Origin of the sequence: Pararhodobacter sp. CCB-MM2 (genome assembly GCF_001691415.1) — a bacterium.
GTDB lineage: Bacteria > Pseudomonadota > Alphaproteobacteria > Rhodobacterales > Rhodobacteraceae > Pararhodobacter.
Genome location: NZ_LRRR01000002.1, coordinates 341561 through 360043, shown reverse-complemented (window position 1 = coordinate 360043; position 18483 = coordinate 341561). Strand labels below are relative to the sequence as shown.

At 67.8% G+C, this 18483-nt stretch carries 17 protein-coding genes; 12 read left to right on the top strand and 5 right to left on the bottom strand.

Annotated features, from left to right (window positions below; translation table 11 throughout):
* Positions 1 to 789, bottom strand: a complete 789-nt coding sequence (locus BCY78_RS04515; RefSeq protein ID WP_068298440.1) for an SDR family NAD(P)-dependent oxidoreductase — start codon at positions 787 to 789, stop codon at positions 1 to 3.
* A 105-nt stretch (positions 790 to 894) separates the two neighbouring features.
* Between BCY78_RS04515 and BCY78_RS04510 the strand changes: the two genes are divergently transcribed.
* The 11 genes from BCY78_RS04510 (at position 895) to BCY78_RS04460 (ending at position 14235) form a co-directional block, all read left to right on the top strand.
* A complete protein-coding gene (locus BCY78_RS04510) occupies positions 895 to 1608 on the top strand; it encodes a GntR family transcriptional regulator (protein ID WP_068298439.1) in 714 nt (237 codons plus the stop codon).
* Complete coding sequence (locus BCY78_RS04505; RefSeq protein WP_068298437.1) at positions 1605 to 2210, top strand: glutathione S-transferase; 606 nt, start codon at positions 1605 to 1607, stop codon at positions 2208 to 2210. The genes BCY78_RS04510 and BCY78_RS04505 overlap by 4 nt, the downstream gene beginning before the upstream one ends.
* A 201-nt stretch (positions 2211 to 2411) precedes the next feature.
* Positions 2412 to 3407 (top strand): LacI family DNA-binding transcriptional regulator, encoded by a 996-nt coding sequence (locus tag BCY78_RS04500; RefSeq protein WP_068298435.1) that lies wholly within the window; start codon positions 2412 to 2414, stop codon positions 3405 to 3407.
* A gap of 68 nt (positions 3408 to 3475) precedes the next feature.
* The gene (locus BCY78_RS04495) at positions 3476 to 4168 is read left to right on the top strand and encodes an isochorismatase family cysteine hydrolase (protein ID WP_139103080.1); all 693 of its coding nucleotides are present in this window, start codon (positions 3476 to 3478) and stop codon (positions 4166 to 4168) included.
* A gap of 25 nt (positions 4169 to 4193) precedes the next feature.
* The gene (locus BCY78_RS04490; protein WP_068298433.1) at positions 4194 to 5738 is read left to right on the top strand and encodes an ABC transporter substrate-binding protein; all 1545 of its coding nucleotides are present in this window, start codon (positions 4194 to 4196) and stop codon (positions 5736 to 5738) included.
* Position 5739: 1 nt separating this feature from the next.
* Positions 5740 to 6672 (top strand): ABC transporter permease, encoded by a 933-nt coding sequence (locus tag BCY78_RS04485; protein ID WP_068298430.1) that lies wholly within the window; start codon positions 5740 to 5742, stop codon positions 6670 to 6672.
* Positions 6673 to 6681: 9 nt separating this feature from the next.
* Entirely contained in the window at positions 6682 to 7554 is an 873-nt protein-coding gene (locus BCY78_RS04480) for an ABC transporter permease (RefSeq protein WP_083194815.1), read from the top strand.
* Positions 7554 to 9164 (top strand): ABC transporter ATP-binding protein, encoded by a 1611-nt coding sequence (locus BCY78_RS04475; protein WP_068298427.1) that lies wholly within the window; start codon positions 7554 to 7556, stop codon positions 9162 to 9164. Before BCY78_RS04480 ends, BCY78_RS04475 begins: the two co-directional genes overlap by 1 nt.
* A gap of 16 nt (positions 9165 to 9180) precedes the next feature.
* Complete coding sequence (locus BCY78_RS04470; RefSeq protein ID WP_068298422.1) at positions 9181 to 11271, top strand: hydantoinase/oxoprolinase family protein; 2091 nt, start codon at positions 9181 to 9183, stop codon at positions 11269 to 11271.
* A 1-nt stretch (position 11272) separates the two neighbouring features.
* On the top strand, positions 11273 to 13117 hold the full coding sequence (locus BCY78_RS04465; RefSeq protein ID WP_068298419.1) for a hydantoinase B/oxoprolinase family protein: 1845 nt from the start codon (positions 11273 to 11275) through the stop codon (positions 13115 to 13117).
* Entirely contained in the window at positions 13114 to 14235 is a 1122-nt protein-coding gene (locus BCY78_RS04460; protein WP_068298415.1) for an alanine racemase, read from the top strand. Before BCY78_RS04465 ends, BCY78_RS04460 begins: the two co-directional genes overlap by 4 nt.
* On the opposite strand, the gene BCY78_RS04455 is transcribed toward BCY78_RS04460, so the two are convergent.
* Complete coding sequence (locus tag BCY78_RS04455; RefSeq protein ID WP_068298412.1) at positions 14221 to 15078, bottom strand: sugar phosphate isomerase/epimerase; 858 nt, start codon at positions 15076 to 15078, stop codon at positions 14221 to 14223. The genes BCY78_RS04460 and BCY78_RS04455 overlap by 15 nt on opposite strands.
* 120 nt (positions 15079 to 15198) lie before the next feature.
* On the opposite strand from BCY78_RS04455, the gene BCY78_RS04450 reads away from it, so the two are divergent.
* Positions 15199 to 15870 carry a TetR/AcrR family transcriptional regulator gene (locus BCY78_RS04450; RefSeq protein ID WP_158515898.1) on the top strand — a complete coding sequence of 224 codons (672 nt, stop codon included), beginning with the start codon at positions 15199 to 15201 and terminating at the stop codon, positions 15868 to 15870.
* A 2-nt stretch (positions 15871 to 15872) separates the two neighbouring features.
* On the opposite strand, the gene BCY78_RS04445 is transcribed toward BCY78_RS04450, so the two are convergent.
* From BCY78_RS04445 to BCY78_RS04435, 3 genes are read right to left on the bottom strand one after another with little or no spacing between them, the layout of a single operon-like run.
* Positions 15873 to 16667, bottom strand: a complete 795-nt coding sequence (locus BCY78_RS04445) for a shikimate dehydrogenase (RefSeq protein ID WP_068298406.1) — start codon at positions 16665 to 16667, stop codon at positions 15873 to 15875.
* Positions 16664 to 17971, bottom strand: a complete 1308-nt coding sequence (locus BCY78_RS04440; protein WP_068298403.1) for a TRAP transporter large permease — start codon at positions 17969 to 17971, stop codon at positions 16664 to 16666. Before BCY78_RS04440 ends, BCY78_RS04445 begins: the two co-directional genes overlap by 4 nt.
* The gene (locus BCY78_RS04435; RefSeq protein WP_068298400.1) at positions 17968 to 18474 is read right to left on the bottom strand and encodes a TRAP transporter small permease subunit; all 507 of its coding nucleotides are present in this window, start codon (positions 18472 to 18474) and stop codon (positions 17968 to 17970) included. Before BCY78_RS04435 ends, BCY78_RS04440 begins: the two co-directional genes overlap by 4 nt.
* Between the last annotated feature and the right edge of the window lie 9 nt (positions 18475 to 18483).

The window sequence follows — 18483 nt, the reverse complement described above, 5'->3', positions numbered from 1 at the left end:
TCATTGCATCCGGTAGCCGCCGTTGATGTCCAGCATCCCGCCGGTCATGTAGCCGCCGCCCTCGCTCATCAGATACGAGATCGCCGCCGCCACATCCTCGGGGGTGCCGATCCGGCCCAGCGGGATCGCCTCGGCTGCGGCCTTCTCCTGACCCGGGGCCAGCGACAGGCGCAGCATCGGCGCGTCGATCAGACCCGGGGCCACGCCATTGACGGTGACACCCAGCGGGGCGGCCTCGCGCGCGGCGGCCTTGGTCAGGGCCATGACGGCGCCTTTGGATGCAATATAGCTGGCCGAGGAACGATAGCCCCCCAGCTGCGCGGCCACCGATCCGAAGGTCACGATGCGCCCGCGGCTGGGTCGAGCCTCGCCCTGCCACTGCTGCAGATAAGCGCGGATGCACAGGAATGTGCCGCGCGCATTGACCGCCAGATGGTCGTCGAAATCCTCGACCGCCATTTGTGCCAGAGGGGTCCGCGCCCCGCCTTCGCCGAGCCGCAGGATACCGGCGGCGGTGACCAATCCGTCAACACGCCCGTAGTCTTCTGAAATCATATCGAAAAGCTGCGTGACGGAGGCCTCGGAGGCCACATCGCAGGCCAGCCCGCGATGCCCCTCGCCCGGCAGGTCTGCCGCCAGCGCCTGTGCCTTGGCCTCGTCCAGATCGGTGACGATCAGCCGCCATCCGTCCTGCGCCAGCCTCTCGGCCACCCCGCGACCGATGCCGCCGCATGCGCCTGTCACCACCGCCGCAAGCGAATGCGGCGACGTTTGATTCGTCGTAGTCATGGGAACTCCCCTCCCGATTTGCATCCAATTCAGGCAAAGAAAGGGGTGTTGTCAACTCATGTTTTGACGATTAGAACAAGATTGTATCCAAAGCGGAGGCGGCGCGTGGCCACCACATCGACGCAGAGCACAGCCGAAATCCTGCGCGAGAAGATCCTTGAAGGGGCCTTCCCGCCGGGCACGATCCTGCGACAAGACGCGCTGGCCCAAGGGCTTGGCGTGTCCCGCACGCCGCTGCGCACGGCTCTTGCGGAATTGGCCCGCGACGGCCTTGTCACCTACGAGGCGAACCGGGGCTACACTGTCCGCGGCTTTAACGTCGACGATATCCGTGCGGCCTTCGAGGTCCGGGCGAACCTTGAAGGGCTGGCCTGTCGGCTGGCCGCGCCCAGAATCACCGAGGCCCAGCTCGACCGTTTGCAGCGCTGCGTGAGCGAAGGGGACGCGATCCTGTCGAAAGGCATATTGGATCCAGAAGACCTGGCGCCCTACCGTCGGCTGAACGTCGAATTCCACGAGACCATCATCGAAGCCAGCGCCAATCCCTGGATCTCGGATTTCGTCAACCGGACGCATAACGTGCCGCTGGCGTCGGACCGGGTGTTCCACTGGGAAGACCACGCGATCATCTTCCGCTCGCATAACGACCATCACCGCATCCTGAGGGCGTTGCGAACCGGCGATGCCATGCGGGCCGAGGCGCTGATGTGGGAACATGTCACCTATGCCGGCGACGTGCTGGTCGAACATGTCGCGCCCAAGATCACCGACCGGCAGGCGCCGGTCACCCTGCAGTCCATGGACACGGAAACCCCATGAAACTCTATTTCTCGCCCGCCTCGCCCTATGTCCGCAAGGTGCTGGCCTCGGCCCATCTGCTGGGTCTGGCCGATACCGTCGAGCTGCTGCCCTCGGCCGCCAGCCCGGTTGCCCGCGACATGACCATCGCGCCCACCAATCCGCTGGGCAAGGTGCCGACGGCGTTTCTGGACGATGGCACCGCGCTGATCGACAGCCGCACGATCTGCGAATACCTGCACGAGCAGGCGCCGCAAAAGGACCTGTTCCCCGCTGGCGCTGCCCGTTGGGAGGCCCTGCGCCTGCATGCCATCGCCGATGGTCTGCTGGATGCCGCGCTGCTGGCCCGCTACGAGGTGGCGATGCGCCCGGAAGAGCTGCGCTGGAGCGATTGGCTGACCGGCCAGATGGGCAAGATCGACGCCGCCGTCGCTGCGCTGGAGGCTTCGGTGCATCAATTGGAAGGGCGTGAGGATATCGGCTCGATCACCGCGGGCTGTGCGCTGGGGTATCTCGATTTCCGCTTCCCTGACCACGACTGGCGCAGCAATGCGCCGAAATTGGCGCAATGGTGGGCGGCCTTCTCGCAGACCGTGCCGATGGCGCAGACCGTGCCGCACTGACACCGCGATGACGCTCCGGCGGCGCTGATCGCTGCCGGGGCGCGCCTTGGTCTTGCCCTGACCCACAGGCCGCCGTAGCGCTTGGGCAACCAACGGGTTACGGTGGATCATGGACGCTACAGACACGACCTTCCCGCGACAACTTTGTCCCTGCCGCGCCGATGATCCTGCGCCCGCCAAGGGTGAGACGGGGGCTGGCGCATGACCAAGACACGGGCCGATCATATCCCGACGATGAAGGACGTGGCGCAGCGGGCGAATGTCTCGCTGGGGACCGTCTCGCGCATCGTCAACGGCAATGACACCGTCGCGCCGGAGCTGCGCCAGCATGTCGAGGCCGTGATCCGCGAGCTGGGCTATCGCCCCAATGTCTCCGCCCGGACGATGCGGACGCGGCGCACCCATGCGATCGGCATCATTGTCACCGATCTGCGCCAGCCGGTGGCTGCGGTTCTGGTCGCGCAAGCCTCCGAGATCGCGCGGCGGCACGGCTTTGCGCCGATCGTCGGGGATTTCCAGAACGACGCCGAGGCCGAGGACCGGCTCTTGCGCTTCATGGCCGAGCGCAGCGTCGACGGCCTCGTGCTGACGATCAGTTCGGACGAGGACAAGACGCTGCTCGACAGGCTCGAGGGGATGGGGATCCCCGTCGTGCTGTGGGAGCGGGACACGGCCGGGCGCTTCCCCTCGGTCCGCACCGATCATCGAGCGGGCGCGCGGATGGCGGGCGAGGCCTTGCGCCAGCGAGGGCGCCGGCAGGTGCTGCTTGTGGCGGGACACGAACAGACGTGGACCGGACGCGAGCAAGTGGCCGGGATACAGGAGGGTTTGGGCGAGGGGATCGCGCTGGACGTGGTGCATACCGGGCGCTTCGATGCGGGCGCCTTGCAGGCCGCATTGCGTGACAGCCACCCCGTCGATGCCGTGGTGGCCAATGTCCATGACATCCCCGCCGTGCTGGGCGCGGTGGCCGAGGCCGGTCTTGCGTGCCCGCGTGACCTGTCGGTGATCTCGATCGGGGACGATCCCTTCCTCGCGATCTGCCATCCACCGGTGTCTGCGGTGGTTCTGCCCAGTCGGCAGGTGGCCACCGAGGCAGCCGGGATGCTGCTGCAACGCCTTGATCCCAAAGCGCGATTTGCTGCGGCCTCGGACCGCCCGCTGATGCCGGGCTTTGCAAATCGCAACTCTGTGTAAGAAAACACTGGACGGATGATGAATCGTTTCATTAGTGTTGATGAAACGATTCATCAGGCGGTTCAGGCATGCGTGATCAAGACGAAGGAACACGGCAGGCGACGGGTCCGACGCGGCGTGCGATGATCGGCTCGGCGTTGCTGGCGGGGCTTGTGTCTCAGCTGCCGCAGATCGCCGTCAGCCAGACCCCAGCGGAGATGCCCATGTCGATTGATCCCAGCCGCAGTGCGCTTGTCCTCCTGCATTACCAGACCGACATCCTCGCGATTTTCGCTGACGCCGGGATCGACGCCTATGTCCAGCGCATGGCGCGTCTGGCCGAGGCCGCGCGGGCGGCCGGGGTGCCGGTCTATCTGGTGCGGATCGGTTTCAGCCCCGACTACCGCGAGATCAGCCCGAACAACCAGAACGGCCAGATGGTCCGCAGCTTCGGCCTGTTCACCGGCGACACGATCCCCGACGCCCTGCGCGGCCCCGGCGATACCGAAATCACCGCCCATCGCGTCAGCGCCTTCAAGGGCACCGATCTGGATCTCTCGCTGCGGGCGCGGGGTGTCGACACGCTGATGATGGCCGGGATTACCACCACGGGCGTCGTGTTCTCGACCCTCGCCGAGGCCAGCGACCTAGACTACCGCATCCTGCTGATCGCCGACGGCTGCTTCGAGCCCGACGCCCCCGCCCACGAGGCGCTGCTGCGCGTGCCCTTCGCTACGCGCGCCGAGATCACCGACACCGACAGCCTGCTTGCCCTGCTCTGACCCCGTTTCCCGAAAGGACATCGCCATGCTCTCCCGCCGTCATTTCCTCGCCACCGCTGCCAGTCTGACCGCCAGCCTAGCCGGGGGGTTCGCGACCCGCGTCGACGCGCAGGGGCGCAAAGTGCTGGTGGCGACGATCCCGTCCAGCCCCTCGACGCTGGACCCCCTGAACCAGAGCAACCATGACGCGATGGCAGTGAGCCAGCTGATCTACCAGAACCTGCTCGAGGTCGATGTGGACGGCAATCTGGTGCCGCAACTGGCTGTGGCGCTGCCCGAGATTTCGGAGGACCGGCTGACCTATACCTTCCGCCTGCGTGAGGGCGTGCGCTTCCACAACGGCGCGCCCTTCACCGCGGCGGACGTGAAATACTCCTATGATTACATGCTCGATCCGGCCAACGAGGCGCTGCGCCGCTCGTATTGGACGGCGATCGACAGCGTCGAGATCGTCTCGGACTACGAAGTCCGCTTCCACCTGTCGCGCCCCTATCGTCCGCTACTGTCGTCGATGACGAAATACATGGGGATCTTCCCGCAGGGCTCACGCGAGGGGGCGGCCGAGGCGTTTCAGACCGCGCCGGTCGGGCTGGGCACCGGGCCTGCGATCTTCTCCGAGGCGCAGACCGGCGCCTATGTCGAATTGGTGCGCAACCCCGACTATTGGGGCGAGGCGCCCGATTGGGACGTCGTCCGCTTCGAAATCGCCGGCGAGGCGAATGCCCGGCTGGCAGCGCTGATGAGCGGCACGGCGGATGTCGTTGGCGGACCGGCCGCGCGCGATTTCCTGCGCCTGACGGCCGAGGGCGGCGGCTATGCCGGCGCGTCGAAACCGGCGCTGGGGGCGGCGATGATGCTGATGCACAATTGCGCCAAGGCCCCCTTCGACGACCGCAACTTCCGCCTCGCCGTGGCCCGCGCCTTCGACCGTGCGGCGATTGCCGAGCGGATCTATGGCGGGCTTCTGGAGGAGACGTCGGTGCTGGTCCCCACCGCCTCGCCCCTGCATGCCCCCGAGGCCGCGGCCCGGCTGTCGATGGATCTGGATGCCGCCCGCGCCGCGCTGGCCGCAAGCGCCTATGCCGATGCCCCGGCCTTCGAACTGACCTATCCAACCGACGCCTATCTGCTCGATGTGCGCGACACGGCCCTCTACATTCAGGCCGCGATGGCCGAGGTCGGGATCACTGTCACGCTCAAGCCCCTGGAAACGGGGCAGATGTTCGGGGACATATTTGGTGGCAACCACCAGACCGTGCTTTGGGCAGTAGTCGGCACCACGGATCCGACCTTCATCATGAACGCGCTGTTCGTGCCGGGCCAGTCGCTGAATGTCGGGACTGGTTTCAGCTCCGAGGCCCTGACAGCGGCGATCGAGGAAAGCTTCGGCGCGTCGGACGACGCGCTGGCCCCGATCCTCGCCCGCGCGCAGGAGATCCTTGCCGACGAGGCCCCGGCAGCCTTTATCGGCACGCCCAAGGCCTTCAACCTCTGGGGCCCGGATGTGACCGAGATGCCGGTGAATACGGGCATCACCCTGCGCCTGCGCGACGTGAAGCTCGCGGCCTGAGATGCCGGTTCTGACCCGCCTCGCCAGCGCCCTGATGGTGCTCCTTGTGGTCAGCGCGATGATCTTCGCGCTGACCCGGCTGGGCGGGGTCTCGCCCGCGCGGCTGGTGCTGGGGGCCGATGCCCCGGCCGAGAGCCTCGCCACCTTCGAGGCCGAGCACGGGCTCGACCGGCCTATCGTCGTGCAATACCTGAGCTGGCTGCGCGCCCTGCCGTCCGAAGGCTTCGCGCGCTCCTATGTCACCGGGCAATCGGTGAACCAACGGCTGGCCGAGACCCTGCCCCTGACGCTGGAGCTGGTGACGCTGGCCTTCGTTCTGGCGGTGATCGGGTCCATCGCGCTGGGATCGGCCTCGGCCTATTGGGAGAACCGCTGGCCGGACCATACCGTGCGCGTCCTTGCCATGGCCGCGCTGTCGGTGCCGGGATTCTGGCTGGGCCTTCTGTTGATGCGCTGGGTCGGGGTGCAACTCGCCTGGCTGCCGCCCGTCGGCGTGATCGGGTGGGAGCGCGGGATCTGGCCACATGTGTCGTCGCTGCTGCTGCCGGCGCTGGCCATCGCGATCTATTACATCGGCGCGATGTCGCGCTTGATGCGGGCCAGCCTGATCGATGTGCTGGGCCAGGATTACACCCGCACCGGCGTGGCACTGGGGCTGCCGGCGCGGACCCGCTATGCCTATACCCTGCGCAATGCCCTGCCGCCCTTCGTGTCGATGGCCGCGATGTCTTACGGCTACATGTTCGGCTGGGCGGTGATCGTCGAGATGGTGTTCAACCTGCCCGGCGTGGCGAATGCCTTGCTGACGGCAATCTTCCAGCGCGACTATCCGATGATCCAGGCCATCGTCCTGCTGATCACGCTGGTCTTCGTACTGGCCTCGACCGCCGCCGACCTGATCCAACGCGCACTCAACCCGCGCCTCGCGGCCTGAGGAGAGACCATGCTCGCCCGCTCCCCCGTCGCCCTTCTGGGCCTGGCCTTGATCGCCGCCATCGGCGTGATCGCCGTGCTGGCCCCGGTGCTTCCGTTGCCATCCCCGAGCGCGACCAGCATCCTCGACAGCTATCTTCCCCCCTCGGCCGAGCATTGGTTCGGCACCGATGCGCTGGGGCGGGACGTGCTGTCCCGCACGCTTTGGGGCGCGCGGTCGTCGCTGGCGATCGGCCTCGGGATCGTGGTGATCGGCATGGTGCTGGGCGTCTCGCTGGGCCTCGCCGCCGCCGAGGCTGCCGGCACCCTGTTCGAGGAACTGGCGATGCGCCTCGTCGACATCTTCGCCGCGATCCCGGTGCTGATCTGGGCCATCGCCGTGGTCGGCATCGTCGGCACGGGGGCCACGCAGATCGGCCCCGTCAGCCTGTCGAACGAGGCGAAGCTGGTGCTTCTGGTCGGTATCCTGTTCTTCCCCGGCATCGCGCGCATCACCTACGGCCTCGCGCTGGCAGAGCTGACGCAGGAATATGTCGACGCACGCCGCCTGCAGGGCACCGGCAGCGCGGCGATCCTGTTCGGGGACGTTTTGCCCAACATCCTTTCGCCCCTGCTGGTGCAGGCCAGCGTGCTGGTCGGCATCGGCATCATCATCGAGGCCTCGCTGTCCTTCGTTGGACTCGGTGTGCAGCCGCCGATGCCCAGTTGGGGTTCGATGTTGGCGGACAGCAAGCAGACCGTGTTCAGCGGCGAATACTGGCTGTCGCTGTTCCCGGGGCTGGCGATCTTCCTGTCGGTGATCGGCTTCAACCTTCTGGGCGACGGCCTGCGTGACCTGTTCGATCCGCGCCGCCGCACCCGTCTGCCGAAAGGGGCCGCGTGATGGATCCGCTGTTGCAGATCGAGGATCTGGAGGTCCGTTTCGGCACGTTCCACGCGGTGCGCGGCGTCTCGCTCACCCTCGCGCGGGGCGAGAAACTGGCGATCATTGGCGAAAGCGGCTCTGGCAAGAGCGTGACGGCCCTGTCGGTGATGCGGCTGCTGGACGGTGCCGCGCGGACCTCGGGGCGGATCGCGCTGCAGGGTGCCGAGGTGTTGGACCTGCCGGCCCCGGCGCTGCGGCGGCTGCGCGGGCGGCAGGTGGCGATGGTGTTTCAGGACCCGATGACCTCGCTCAATCCCGTGTTTCCGGTGGGGCGGCAGATCGGTGATGTGCTGGCCGCGCATACCGACCTACCCCGCGCCGCGCGACGCGCCCGGGCCGTGGAGCTGCTGAGGCAGGTCGGCATTCGCGAGGCCGAGAGGTGCCTCACCCTCCATCCGCATGAGCTGTCCGGGGGGATGCGGCAGCGGGTGATGATCGCGCTGGCCATCGCCTGCGACCCGGCGCTGCTGATCGCGGACGAGCCGACGACGGCGCTGGACGTGACGGTGCAAGAGCAGATCACGCGGCTTCTGGTCGATCTGTGCCGGGCGCGCGGGATCGGGCTTTTGTTCATCTCGCACAACCTCGATCTGGTGGGCGAATTCGCCGACCGTATCGCCGTGATGCACGAGGGAAGGATCGTTGAGATCGGCGAGGCCGCGCAGGTGATGGGCGCGCCGCAGGCCGAGTACACGCGCCGGCTGCTGGCGGCGATCCCGCGCATCGGCCTGCCGGGCGAGGGCCGTCTGCCCGACACGCCGGTCGTCTTGGAAACCCGTGCCGTCAGCCGCGCCTATCCGCGCGCGCGCTCGGCCGTGGCGCGGCTGTGGGACCGGCGGCAGGTGCAGGCGCTTCGTCCGTCGGATCTGCAGGTCCATGCCGGACAGGTGCTGGGCATCGTCGGCGAGAGCGGCTCGGGCAAGTCGACGCTGGCGCGGCTGCTGATCGGGCTGGACCAGCCGACCGGCGGCAACGTGCTGTTGCAGGGCGCATCCCTGAAGCCCCGCAACCGCACCGAGCGTCGCGCGCTGTCGCGCCGTATCCAGCTGGTGTTTCAGGGCAGTCAGGCCTCGCTCAACCCGCGCAAGACGATCCGCCGCGCGCTCTCCGAGGCGATGCAGGCGCTGCCCCGGCCTGAGCGCCGCAGCCCCGAGGCGTTGATGGCACTCGTGCGGCTCGATCCCGGTTTGCTCGACCGCTATCCGCACCAGCTGTCCGGCGGGCAGCGCCAGCGTGTCGGCATTGCGCGCGCGCTGGCGACCAGCCCCGAGATCCTGATCGCCGACGAGCCGACGTCGGCGCTGGATGTCTCGGTGCAGAAGGAAATCATCGAGTTGCTGCAATCCCTGCAACGCGACCTTGGGATGACGATGATCGTCATCAGCCATGACCTCGGGCTGATCGGCACGATCTGCGACCGCGTCCTCGTGATGCGCGCCGGTGCCATCGTCGAGACCGGCGAGGCACGTCAGGTCCTGACCCATCCCGCCACCGATTACACCCGCGCCTTGCTGGAGTCGCTGCCCAAGGGGCTGGCCGGCCGAGCGCGCTTCGCAAGCCCCGCCTGAACCACAGGAGAGAGACGTGACCACCACCTACCGATTGGGTGCCGACATCGGCGGCACCTTCACTGATGTTGTCTTGCGCGGTGATGATGAAACGATTCATCAGTGCAAGGTCTCGTCCACGCCGGCGGATTACTCACTGGGGATCCTGAACGGCGCGCAGGAACTGCTGGCCCGCGTCGGGGCCGACCCGGCGCAGGTGTCCGAGATTATCCATGCCACGACCGTCGCCACCAACACCGTGCTGGAAGGCAAGGGCGCGAAAACCGCGCTGGTGACGACGCGCGGGTTTCGGGACGTGGTCGAGATCGGCCGGTTGCGGGTGCCGCAGCTCTATGACCTGAATTATGTGAAGCCGGTGCCGTTGGCGCGCCGCCGCCACCGCTATGAGGTCAGCGAGCGGATGCTGGCCGATGGCTCGGTGCTGGTGCCGCTGGCCGAGGCGGAACTGGCGGGCATCGCCGCCGAGATCCTCGCCGCCGGGATCGAGGCGGTGGCGATCAGCTTCCTGCATTCCTACGCCAATCCCGACCACGAAGCCCGCGCCTTCGCGCTTCTCGCCGACGCGCTGGGGCCCGAGATCTACCTCACGCGCTCGACCGAGGTCCTGCCCGAGATCCGCGAATACGAGCGGACCAGCACCGTGGTGGTGAACGCCTATCTCGGCCCGGTGGTGAAGCGGTACCTGCTGTCCCTGGAGCGGCGCCTTGCCGGGGCCGGGTTGGGCGCGCCCCTGTCGATCGTGCAATCCTCGGGCGGGGCGATGAGAGCGCGCGCGGCGGCCGAAACCCCGGCAGCGATCATCGAGAGCGGGCCGGCGGCGGGGGTGATCGCGGCGGCGAACCTCGGCCGGGCGGCGGGTTATGGCGAGATCATCACCTTCGACATGGGCGGCACCACGGCCAAGGCGGCGATGATCGAGGGAGGCGAGCCGACGCGCACCACCGAATACGAGGTGGGGGCGGGGATCAACCTCAGCTCGAAGCTGGTCAAGGGCGGCGGGCATTCAGTGAAGATGCCCTTCATCGACGTGTCCGAGATCGGCGCGGGCGGCGGCTCGATCGTGCGGCTCGATGCCGGCGGCGCGCTCAGGGTCGGGCCGGACAGTGCCGGATCCTCGCCGGGGCCGGCCTGCTATGACACCGGGGGCGAGGATCCGACCTTCACCGATGCCGCCGTGGTGCTGGGTTACCTGAACCCCGCGCATCTGGCCGGCGGCGCGGTCGCGCTCAAAGCGGCGAAGGCGCAGGAGGCTCTGCAGACGCGGGTGGCCACGCCCGCCGGACTGACGCTCGATCAGGCGGCCAGCGGGGTCTATGCGATTGCCGCGGCGACGATGATGCGGGCGGTCAAGGCGGTCTCGACCTACCGGGGGCGCGATCCGCGCGACTTCACGCTGTTCGCCTTCGGGGGCAACGGGCCGCTGGTGGCCGTGCAGGTGGCGGCGATGCTGGACATGGGGCGCGTCGTGGTGCCGCCCAGCCCGGGTGTGTTCTCGGCCATGGGGCTGCTGCATTCGCAAACGCGGCGCGAGCTGACGCGCACTGTCTATCGCCCGCTGGCCGCCTTGACGCCCGAGGCGCTGCATCAGGGACTCGATGCCTTGCAGGTGTCGGTCTCGCAGGCGCTGACCGATGAGGGTTGCCCGCCCGAGGCCATGCGGTTCCAGATCGAGGCCGACCTGCGCTATGTCGGTCAGGCCTATGAACTGACCGTGCCCGTCAGCGCCGAGGCGCCCGAGGCGATCCTGCAGAGCCTCGGCACCGCCTTCCATGCCGAGCACGCCCGCACCTATGGTCATGCCTCGGACGATGATCCGGTCGAGCTGGTGAACTTGCGCCTCATCGGACTGCGCGCCGACAGCGGTGACCGGACCTTCCGCGCCCCGCCGCTCGGCACGCCCGCGCGTGGCACCCATCATCGCAACGTCCATTTCGAGGCACTCGGGGCGCGGGTCGCCACGCCGATCCTGACCCGCGCTGATCTGGCCGGAGGGCGTCGCCTCGGGCCGCTGATCGTCGAGGAATACGACAGCACCACCGTCGTGCCGCCCGGCTGGGGGGCTGAACTCGATGCCTTCACCAATATCGTTTTGACCAAGGAGGCCTGAGATGTCGCTCGCTCCCCGACCTGAGATTACCGCCACGCGCACCGACCCGGTGACGCTGGAAATCCTCAAGAACGCGCTGGAATCGCTGGCCGACGAGATGGCGCTGATCATCCTGCGCTCGGCCTACAGCCCGATCGTGCGGGATTCGATGGATTACTCGACCGCGATCTTCGATGCCGAGGGCCGGTTGGTGGCGCAGGGGCTGACGAACCCGATCCACCTCGGATCTTTCCCGCGGGTGATGACGCGGCTGCTGGAAACCTTCGGCGAGACAATTGCCGAGGGCGACGGCTTCCTTGTCAACGACCCCTATGGCGCGGGGGGCATGCACCTGCCCGACATCTTCTTCATCCGGCCGGTGTTTCAGGCCGGGCGGCGCGTTGGCTTCACCGCCTCGCTGGTGCATCACACCGATATCGGCGGTCTCGCCCCCGGCTCGATGGCGTTGAACGCCGAGGAAATCTTTCAGGAGGGCCTGCGCATCCCCCTCGTGCGGCTGTTTGAGGGCGGGCGCGCCAATGCCGCGGTGTTCGACATGCTGCGCGCCAATTCACGGATGCCGGGCGAGGTGATGGGCGATCTGCGCGCGCAGATCTCGGCCTGCGACACCGTCGCGCGGTCGTTCGCGGCGCTGGCTGCGAAGCATGGCGCGGCCTTCCCGGGCCTGATCGACGAGCTGCACGATTACGCCGAGCGTCTGGTCCGCCAGCGCATCGCCGAGATCCCGGACGGGGTGATGCGCGCGGTCGATTACATCGACGGGCTGGGCGAGGCTGGGGCGCGGATCGACTTCCACGTCGCCATCACCGTCAAGGGCAGCGAGATCACCTTCGACTGGGAGGGCACCTCGGATCAGGTGGCCGGCGCGATCAACTGCCCGATCACCACCACCTGGTCGCTGGCCTATGCCGCGCTGCGCAATGCGCTGGGGCCGGGCATTCCGAACTGCGAGGGCTACATGCGCCCGATCCATCTGCGCGCGCCGGAAGGCTCGATTGTCAATCCGCGGGACGGGGCGGCCTGTGCCGCGCGCGGCGTGATCGCCTACCGGATGCTTGATGCCTGCTTTGCCGCCTTCGGATCGCTGATGCCCGGCCTTGTGCCGGCAGGGGGCGAGGGCGGGCCGACCGCCATCACCTTCTCGGGGCGTCAGGGGCCGCAGCAGGCGCAATGGCTGGTCACCGACGGCATCCTCGGCAGTTGGGGCGGGCGACGCGACCATGACGGGGTCGAGGGCATCTCCAGCCCCGGTGCCAACCTGTCCAATCAGCCCATCGAATTGATGGAAGCCCGGCTGCCCCTGCGGGTGGAGAGCTATGCCTATGCCCCGAATTCTGGCGGTGCCGGCCATCGGCGTGGCGGATTGGCGATGCAGCGCACCTATGTGATCGAAGCCGAGAGCGCGTCGATGACCCTGCGCTCGGACCGGCGGCGGAACCTGCCTCTGCCCGTGGCCGGCGGGCTGCCCGGATCGCCTTCGCTGACGACGCTGGAGCATGCCGATGGCCGCCGGACCCTGTTGCCGACGATGAACATGGGCCCGCGCCATCTGCAACGCGGCGACCGCGTGGTGCATATCGCGGCCGGAGGCGCGGGCTACGGAGACCCGCTGACCCGCCCGCCCGAGGCCGTAGCCGAGGATTGCCGCGACGGGTTGCTCGATGCCGATCATGCGCGCACGGTCTATGGTGTGGTGCTGGCCGCGGATGGCACGCCTGACCTGCCCCCGACCGAGGCCCTGCGTCGGGCCTTGGCCCAGCTTGGACCCGACGCGCTGGCCACCCGGCAGCGAGCGCATTTCCTCGCCACCAACGGGGCCGCCAGCCTGTGGGGCGACCCGGCATGATCACCCGGCCCAATCACGTCGAGGTCGATCCCGGCGCCATTTCGCACAACCTTCGGGTCTTGCGCGGATTGCTGCCCGCGGGCCGGGAGATCTGGCAGGTTTGCAAAGGGGATGGCTACGGGTTGGGGGTGGTTCGGGCGGCGCAGATGGGGGCGGCCTGCGGGCTGACCCGCTTCTGTGCCGGCACACCGGACGAGGCCCTGCCCCTGCGCGCGGCTTTGCCCGAGGCGCAGATCCTGCTGTTCCCCTCGGCGCTGCCCGCCGATCTTCCGGCGCTGGCGCAGGCCGGTATCCTGTTATCCGTGCATAACCTCGCCAGCCTTCACACTGTCCTCAACGCCGTCCCGCACGCGCGGTTCTGGCTGAAACTCGATTGCGGTCTTCATCGCTACGGGTTCGACAATTCCTGGCTGGGGAGGGTCGTCTCGGCGCTGGAGCAGGGGCATTTGCCCGGGCTTGAGGGGGTGTATACCCATTTCAGCCAATCCGCCGATCCCGGGCACTCCGACGCCGCGCTGGCCGTTTTCGACCAACATCTGGCACGTCTGCGCAAGGCCTGCGGCCGCGCCCTGCCGGCGATGGTCGCGGCCAGCCCGCTGTTGTTGGCGCGGCCCGATCTGCCCTACGAACTGGTCGACCCCGGGCGTGCGCTCTATGGCATGATGCAGCCGCCGTCCGGAACGAGGCTGCGACCGGTGGTGAAGGCGCTCCGCTCGGTGCTGTTGGACAGCCGGACGGTTGATGGGTCGTCGCCCTTGGGCTACGGCGCCGAGACGGACAATGGACCGAAGCGCGTGGGCACGATCCCGCTGGGTCATTTCGACGGGCTGCCCGCCCGGCCACCCTTTGGCAAGGTGCTGATCCGCGGGCGGCCGGCCAATGTGCTGGCCCGAACCCTGTTAGCGTCGATGGTGGATCTCAGCGCGCATCCCGACGCCGAGGATGGCGATCCCGTGACGTTGGTCGGCACGGATGAGGGCCAGAGCCTGACAATGGCGGATCTGGCCGATGACCTTGGCCTCTCGGTCACCGAACTGCATTTCGGCCTCGTCCGCGCGCTGCCCAAGGTGGTTACCGACGCCGATCCGAGGGCCGGCTGCCCGTCACCGAAAGTCTGACAGAAGCGCGTCGAGATAGGCGAGGGATTTGGCCACCGCCTGCTCCTCGGTTCCATGGCCGGGCGCGAGGTAATCGATCTCGACCGCCAGCACCCCTTGATAGCGGGCATCGTGCAGGGCCTGCAGGATCTCTGGCATTTTCAGCAGGCCGTCGCCCACCGGGACCGAGGGCCAGAAGGCAATCGTCTCGGGATCACCGCCCAGCGGCCGGATGTCCTTGATATGCGTGGCGCGGGCGTGGGGCGCCAGCCGGCGCGCGACCTCGTGCGGGTCCTCATAGAGCCGCAGATTGTTCGCGGTGTCGAAGCACAGGCCGAAATGCTCGGAGCCGAGGCTCTCGATCAGGTCCAGCACCTCGTCGGCATAGAGGTCGATGTGGTTCTCCAGCGCCAGCGTGATGCCGAGCGCCTTCGCTGCCTGGGTGAACCGCGCGAGCAGCGGTAGAAGCGCCTCGCGCTGCTGGGCCCAGGTGCCGACCCGCGTGCCGCGCCCGCCGGCGCAGATCCGCATCACCTTTGCGCCGACGGCAGCCGCGTCGCTCAGGCTGGCGATGCCGGCCTGCAACTGGTCGGGCGCTTGACCGGATTCCAGCCCGCGCGGGTGACCCCAGGCCCAGACCCTCTCGGTCCCGCCGGCATCGAGACGCGCGGCCAGCGCGCGGGTCAGGTCGCGGTCGCCGACGGGCATGAAGCAGCTCTCGAGCGACACCGCCTCGGCGCCCAGCCGGTCGGCAGTGTCGAGGAAATCCCACACGCTCCAGCGTTGGGCGGGCAGGGTCTCCAGCCCGGGATAGGCTTCGCCGAACTGGCGGTGGAAGGAATAGGAATCGATGCCGAGTTTCAACGGAATTGCCCCGATTTCAACGATGTGGAATGTTCGGATTGCTCAGGCGGCGATGGCAGAATATACTGGTTCGTATATTTTGCACGGCGCCGCGACGGGCCAGCCAGGATGGAATGTGTGATGTCGGAAGCCGCCGCGACCCCGAAGAAAGCCGCGCGCGCCAAGCGCAAGAACGACCCCGAGGCGGTGCGGCAGGACCTGTTGCAGGTGGCGATCCGCGAATTTGCCGAGCACGGTCTGGCCGGCGCGCGGGTGGATCGCATCGCGGCCAACAGCCGGGCCAGCAAGATGATGCTGTACTATTATTTCGACAACAAGGAGGGGCTGTATATCGCCGCGCTCGAGCAGAGCTATATTCAGATCCGCGAGGCCGAGCGGGATCTCGATATCGACAGCCTGCCCCCGCTCGAGGCCTTGCGCAGCTTCATCCGCTTCACCTTCGAGCGTCACCAGAAGAACCCGGAATACGTCCGGCTGGTGGTGAACGAGAACCTCGCCTTCGGCGAGCACATCCGCAAATCCGAGAAACTGCGCAACCTCAACGCTTTCGCCATGGAGAAGGTGAAGTCGATCTTCGCAAGGGGCGTCGCTGATGGCACGCTGCGGGCGGGCATCGATCCCACGCATTTCTTCATGACGGTCGGTGCGCTGAGCTTCTATCAGGTGTCGAACCAATACACCTTCGCCTCGGTCTTCGATGTGGACATGGGCAGCGAGGCTGCGCTGTCCGAACGGCTGCACCAGATCACCGAGCTTCTGGTGCACGGCGTCGCGCAGGTCCCGGCAGGCTGAGGTCATCGGCCGGCCGGCCCCGGCGCGTCGCGCACGAAGTCGAGGATCCGCCGCAGCTGCGCCTGATACATCGCATGGCCGTCGACGCAGACGAGCCCGGCCCGGCGGGCGCGCGCGATCATCGGGCTCTCGCCCTTCGGCGTCGTCACATCGGCGACGCAGGCGGCGGCGAGGAACTCGGCCTCGGGCGCCGGCAGCGGATCGGCGGGATCAAGGCCCATCGGCGTCGCGTTCAGCACCAGATCGAACCCTTCGGCCTCGGGCAGGGACGGGTGATGGGTGGCGATCCCCTGCCGCAACGCCTCGGCCCGGCCGGGATGGATGTCGCGGATCGTCAGCGCGGCAATCCCGGCTTCGGCCAGTGACAGGGCGATGGGCTTGCCCACGCCGCCCGCGCCGATCAGCAGCACCCGCGCGCCGGCGGGATCGAAGCCCGCGCCGCGCAGGGCCAGCACCATCGCCTCGCCGTCGAAATTGTCGCCGTACCAGCCGCCACCGGGCAGCCGGCGCAGCACATTGACGGCGCCGCAGCGGCGGGCGGCCTCGCTCATCTCCTGCGCGATGTCCTGCGCCTCGATCTTGTGCGGCACGGTGACGATCAGCCCGCCGAGATTCTCGACCGGCCAGAGCGCCTTAGCCAGCCGCCCGAAATCGCCGGGCGGGACCGAGAGCGGCAGGACCATGTCGCCGAGCCCGAGCTTGGCGAACAGCGCGGTCATGGCGCTGGGAGATTTCGCCTGCGTGGTGGGATGGCCCATCAGGAAATGCACGTGGGTCGCGCCGTCGGGCAGGCTCATCGCATCGCTCCGACCAGACCCATGGCGATCTGCGGGAAGGCGATCACCAGCCCCAGCACCACGAGCATGGCGATGATGAAGGGCAGGACGCCGATGACGATGTCGGTCATCTTGCCGGCCGCGTCGCCGTACAGCCGGTGTCGGACACCCTGCAACACGAAGAGGTTCATGCCTACGGGCGGCGTGATCAGGCCCAGCTCGATCAGGATCACCACCAGAATGCCGAACCACACGAGGTCGATGCCCTGCGCCTGCAGCAGCGGCAGGAAGATCGGCACCACGGCGACGACGATCGGCAAGCCGTCCATGACCATGCCCAGAAGGATGAAGATCACGCAGATCACGAGGATCAGCTCCATGCTGCTGAGGCCCAGCGACAGGATCGAGTGCGACAGCGCGCGCGGCACGCCGATGAAGGACAGCACGAACTGCAGAAGAAAGGCGGCGTTGACGACGAACAGGATCATGCCGGTGGTCATCGCCGTCGAGATCAGCGCCTCTTTCAGCATCGGCCAGTTCAGCCGGCGTTTGACGATCGCGATCACCAGCGCGCCGGTCGCGCCATAGGCGGCGGCCTCGGTGGCGGTGGCGACGCCGAGGTAGATCGTGCCGATCACCAGCCCGATCAGCAGCGCGATGGGGATGATGTTCACGAGGCCCGCCAGCTTCTCGCGCAGGGAATAGCGGGTGATGGTCCGCTCGCCCTTCTCGCCGAACAGCGACAGCACGAGGATCGCGCCGATGAAGCCGACCATCATCAGAAGGCCCGGCACGATGCCCGCGACATAGAGGTCGCCGATCGAGACCTGCGCCACCAGCCCGTAGACGATCATGATCAGCGACGGCGGGATCAGGATGCCCAGCGTGCCGCCGGCGGCGATGGACCCCAGCGTGATCCGCTCGTTGTAGCCATGCTGCTTCATCGTCGGCAAGGCGACAGCGCCGATGGTGGTGGCGGTGGCCAGCGACGAGCCCGAGACCGCGGCGAAGACCCCGCTGGCGAGGATGTTGCTGTGCAGAAGGCCTCCGGGCAGGCGGCCGACCAGCCGTGACAGCGCGGCATAGAGGTCATCGGTCAGCCCGCTGCGCAGAAGCAGCTCGCCCATCAGCACGAACAGCGGCACGACGGTCATAGTGACGCTGGAATTGGTGGTCCAGGGGATCTGGCCGAAGAAGTCCCAGACCGGGCCGATGTAGATCAGGCCGGCGATCAGCGCCGTCAGGCCGAGGGTGGTGCCGACATGCAGGCTCGCGGCAAAGCCGATGGCCAGAAGCAGCAGGATCAGCAGAACGGGACCGATCATGCCGGCTCCTCCGATTTTGGGGCGACCAGCGCCAGAACCAGCGCGGCTAGGCCGTAGAGGACGAGGGCGGTGTAGCCGATGGCCGTGATCCCCTGCGGCCAGGCAAGGCGCAGGGTGATCAGCGATTGCGGCACATAGGCGCCGATCGACCAGCTCTCGAGCGTGACCAGCCAGGCGCGCCAGCACAGCACGGCCGAGAAGCCGGTAGTGGTCAGCAGTGCGAGGAACGCGGACAGCCGTGTCATGCCCCGGCCGTAGAGGTTATGCAGCACATCGATGCGCACATGCGCCCCGGCAGCCAGCGCCTGCGCCAGGCTCCAGGTCGCGCCGAAGGCCATGACGAAGGCGGCGATTGTATCGGTCATACCGCTGAACGGCCCGCCCAGCTTGCGGTTGGTGACGTCGATCGTGGTGAAGATGGCCAGCAGCAGGAAAGCCAGCCCGCTGGCGATGGCCATGCCCTCGCTCAGCCGCCGGAGCGCGCGTTCGGTCGCCTGTATCATGATGTGCCT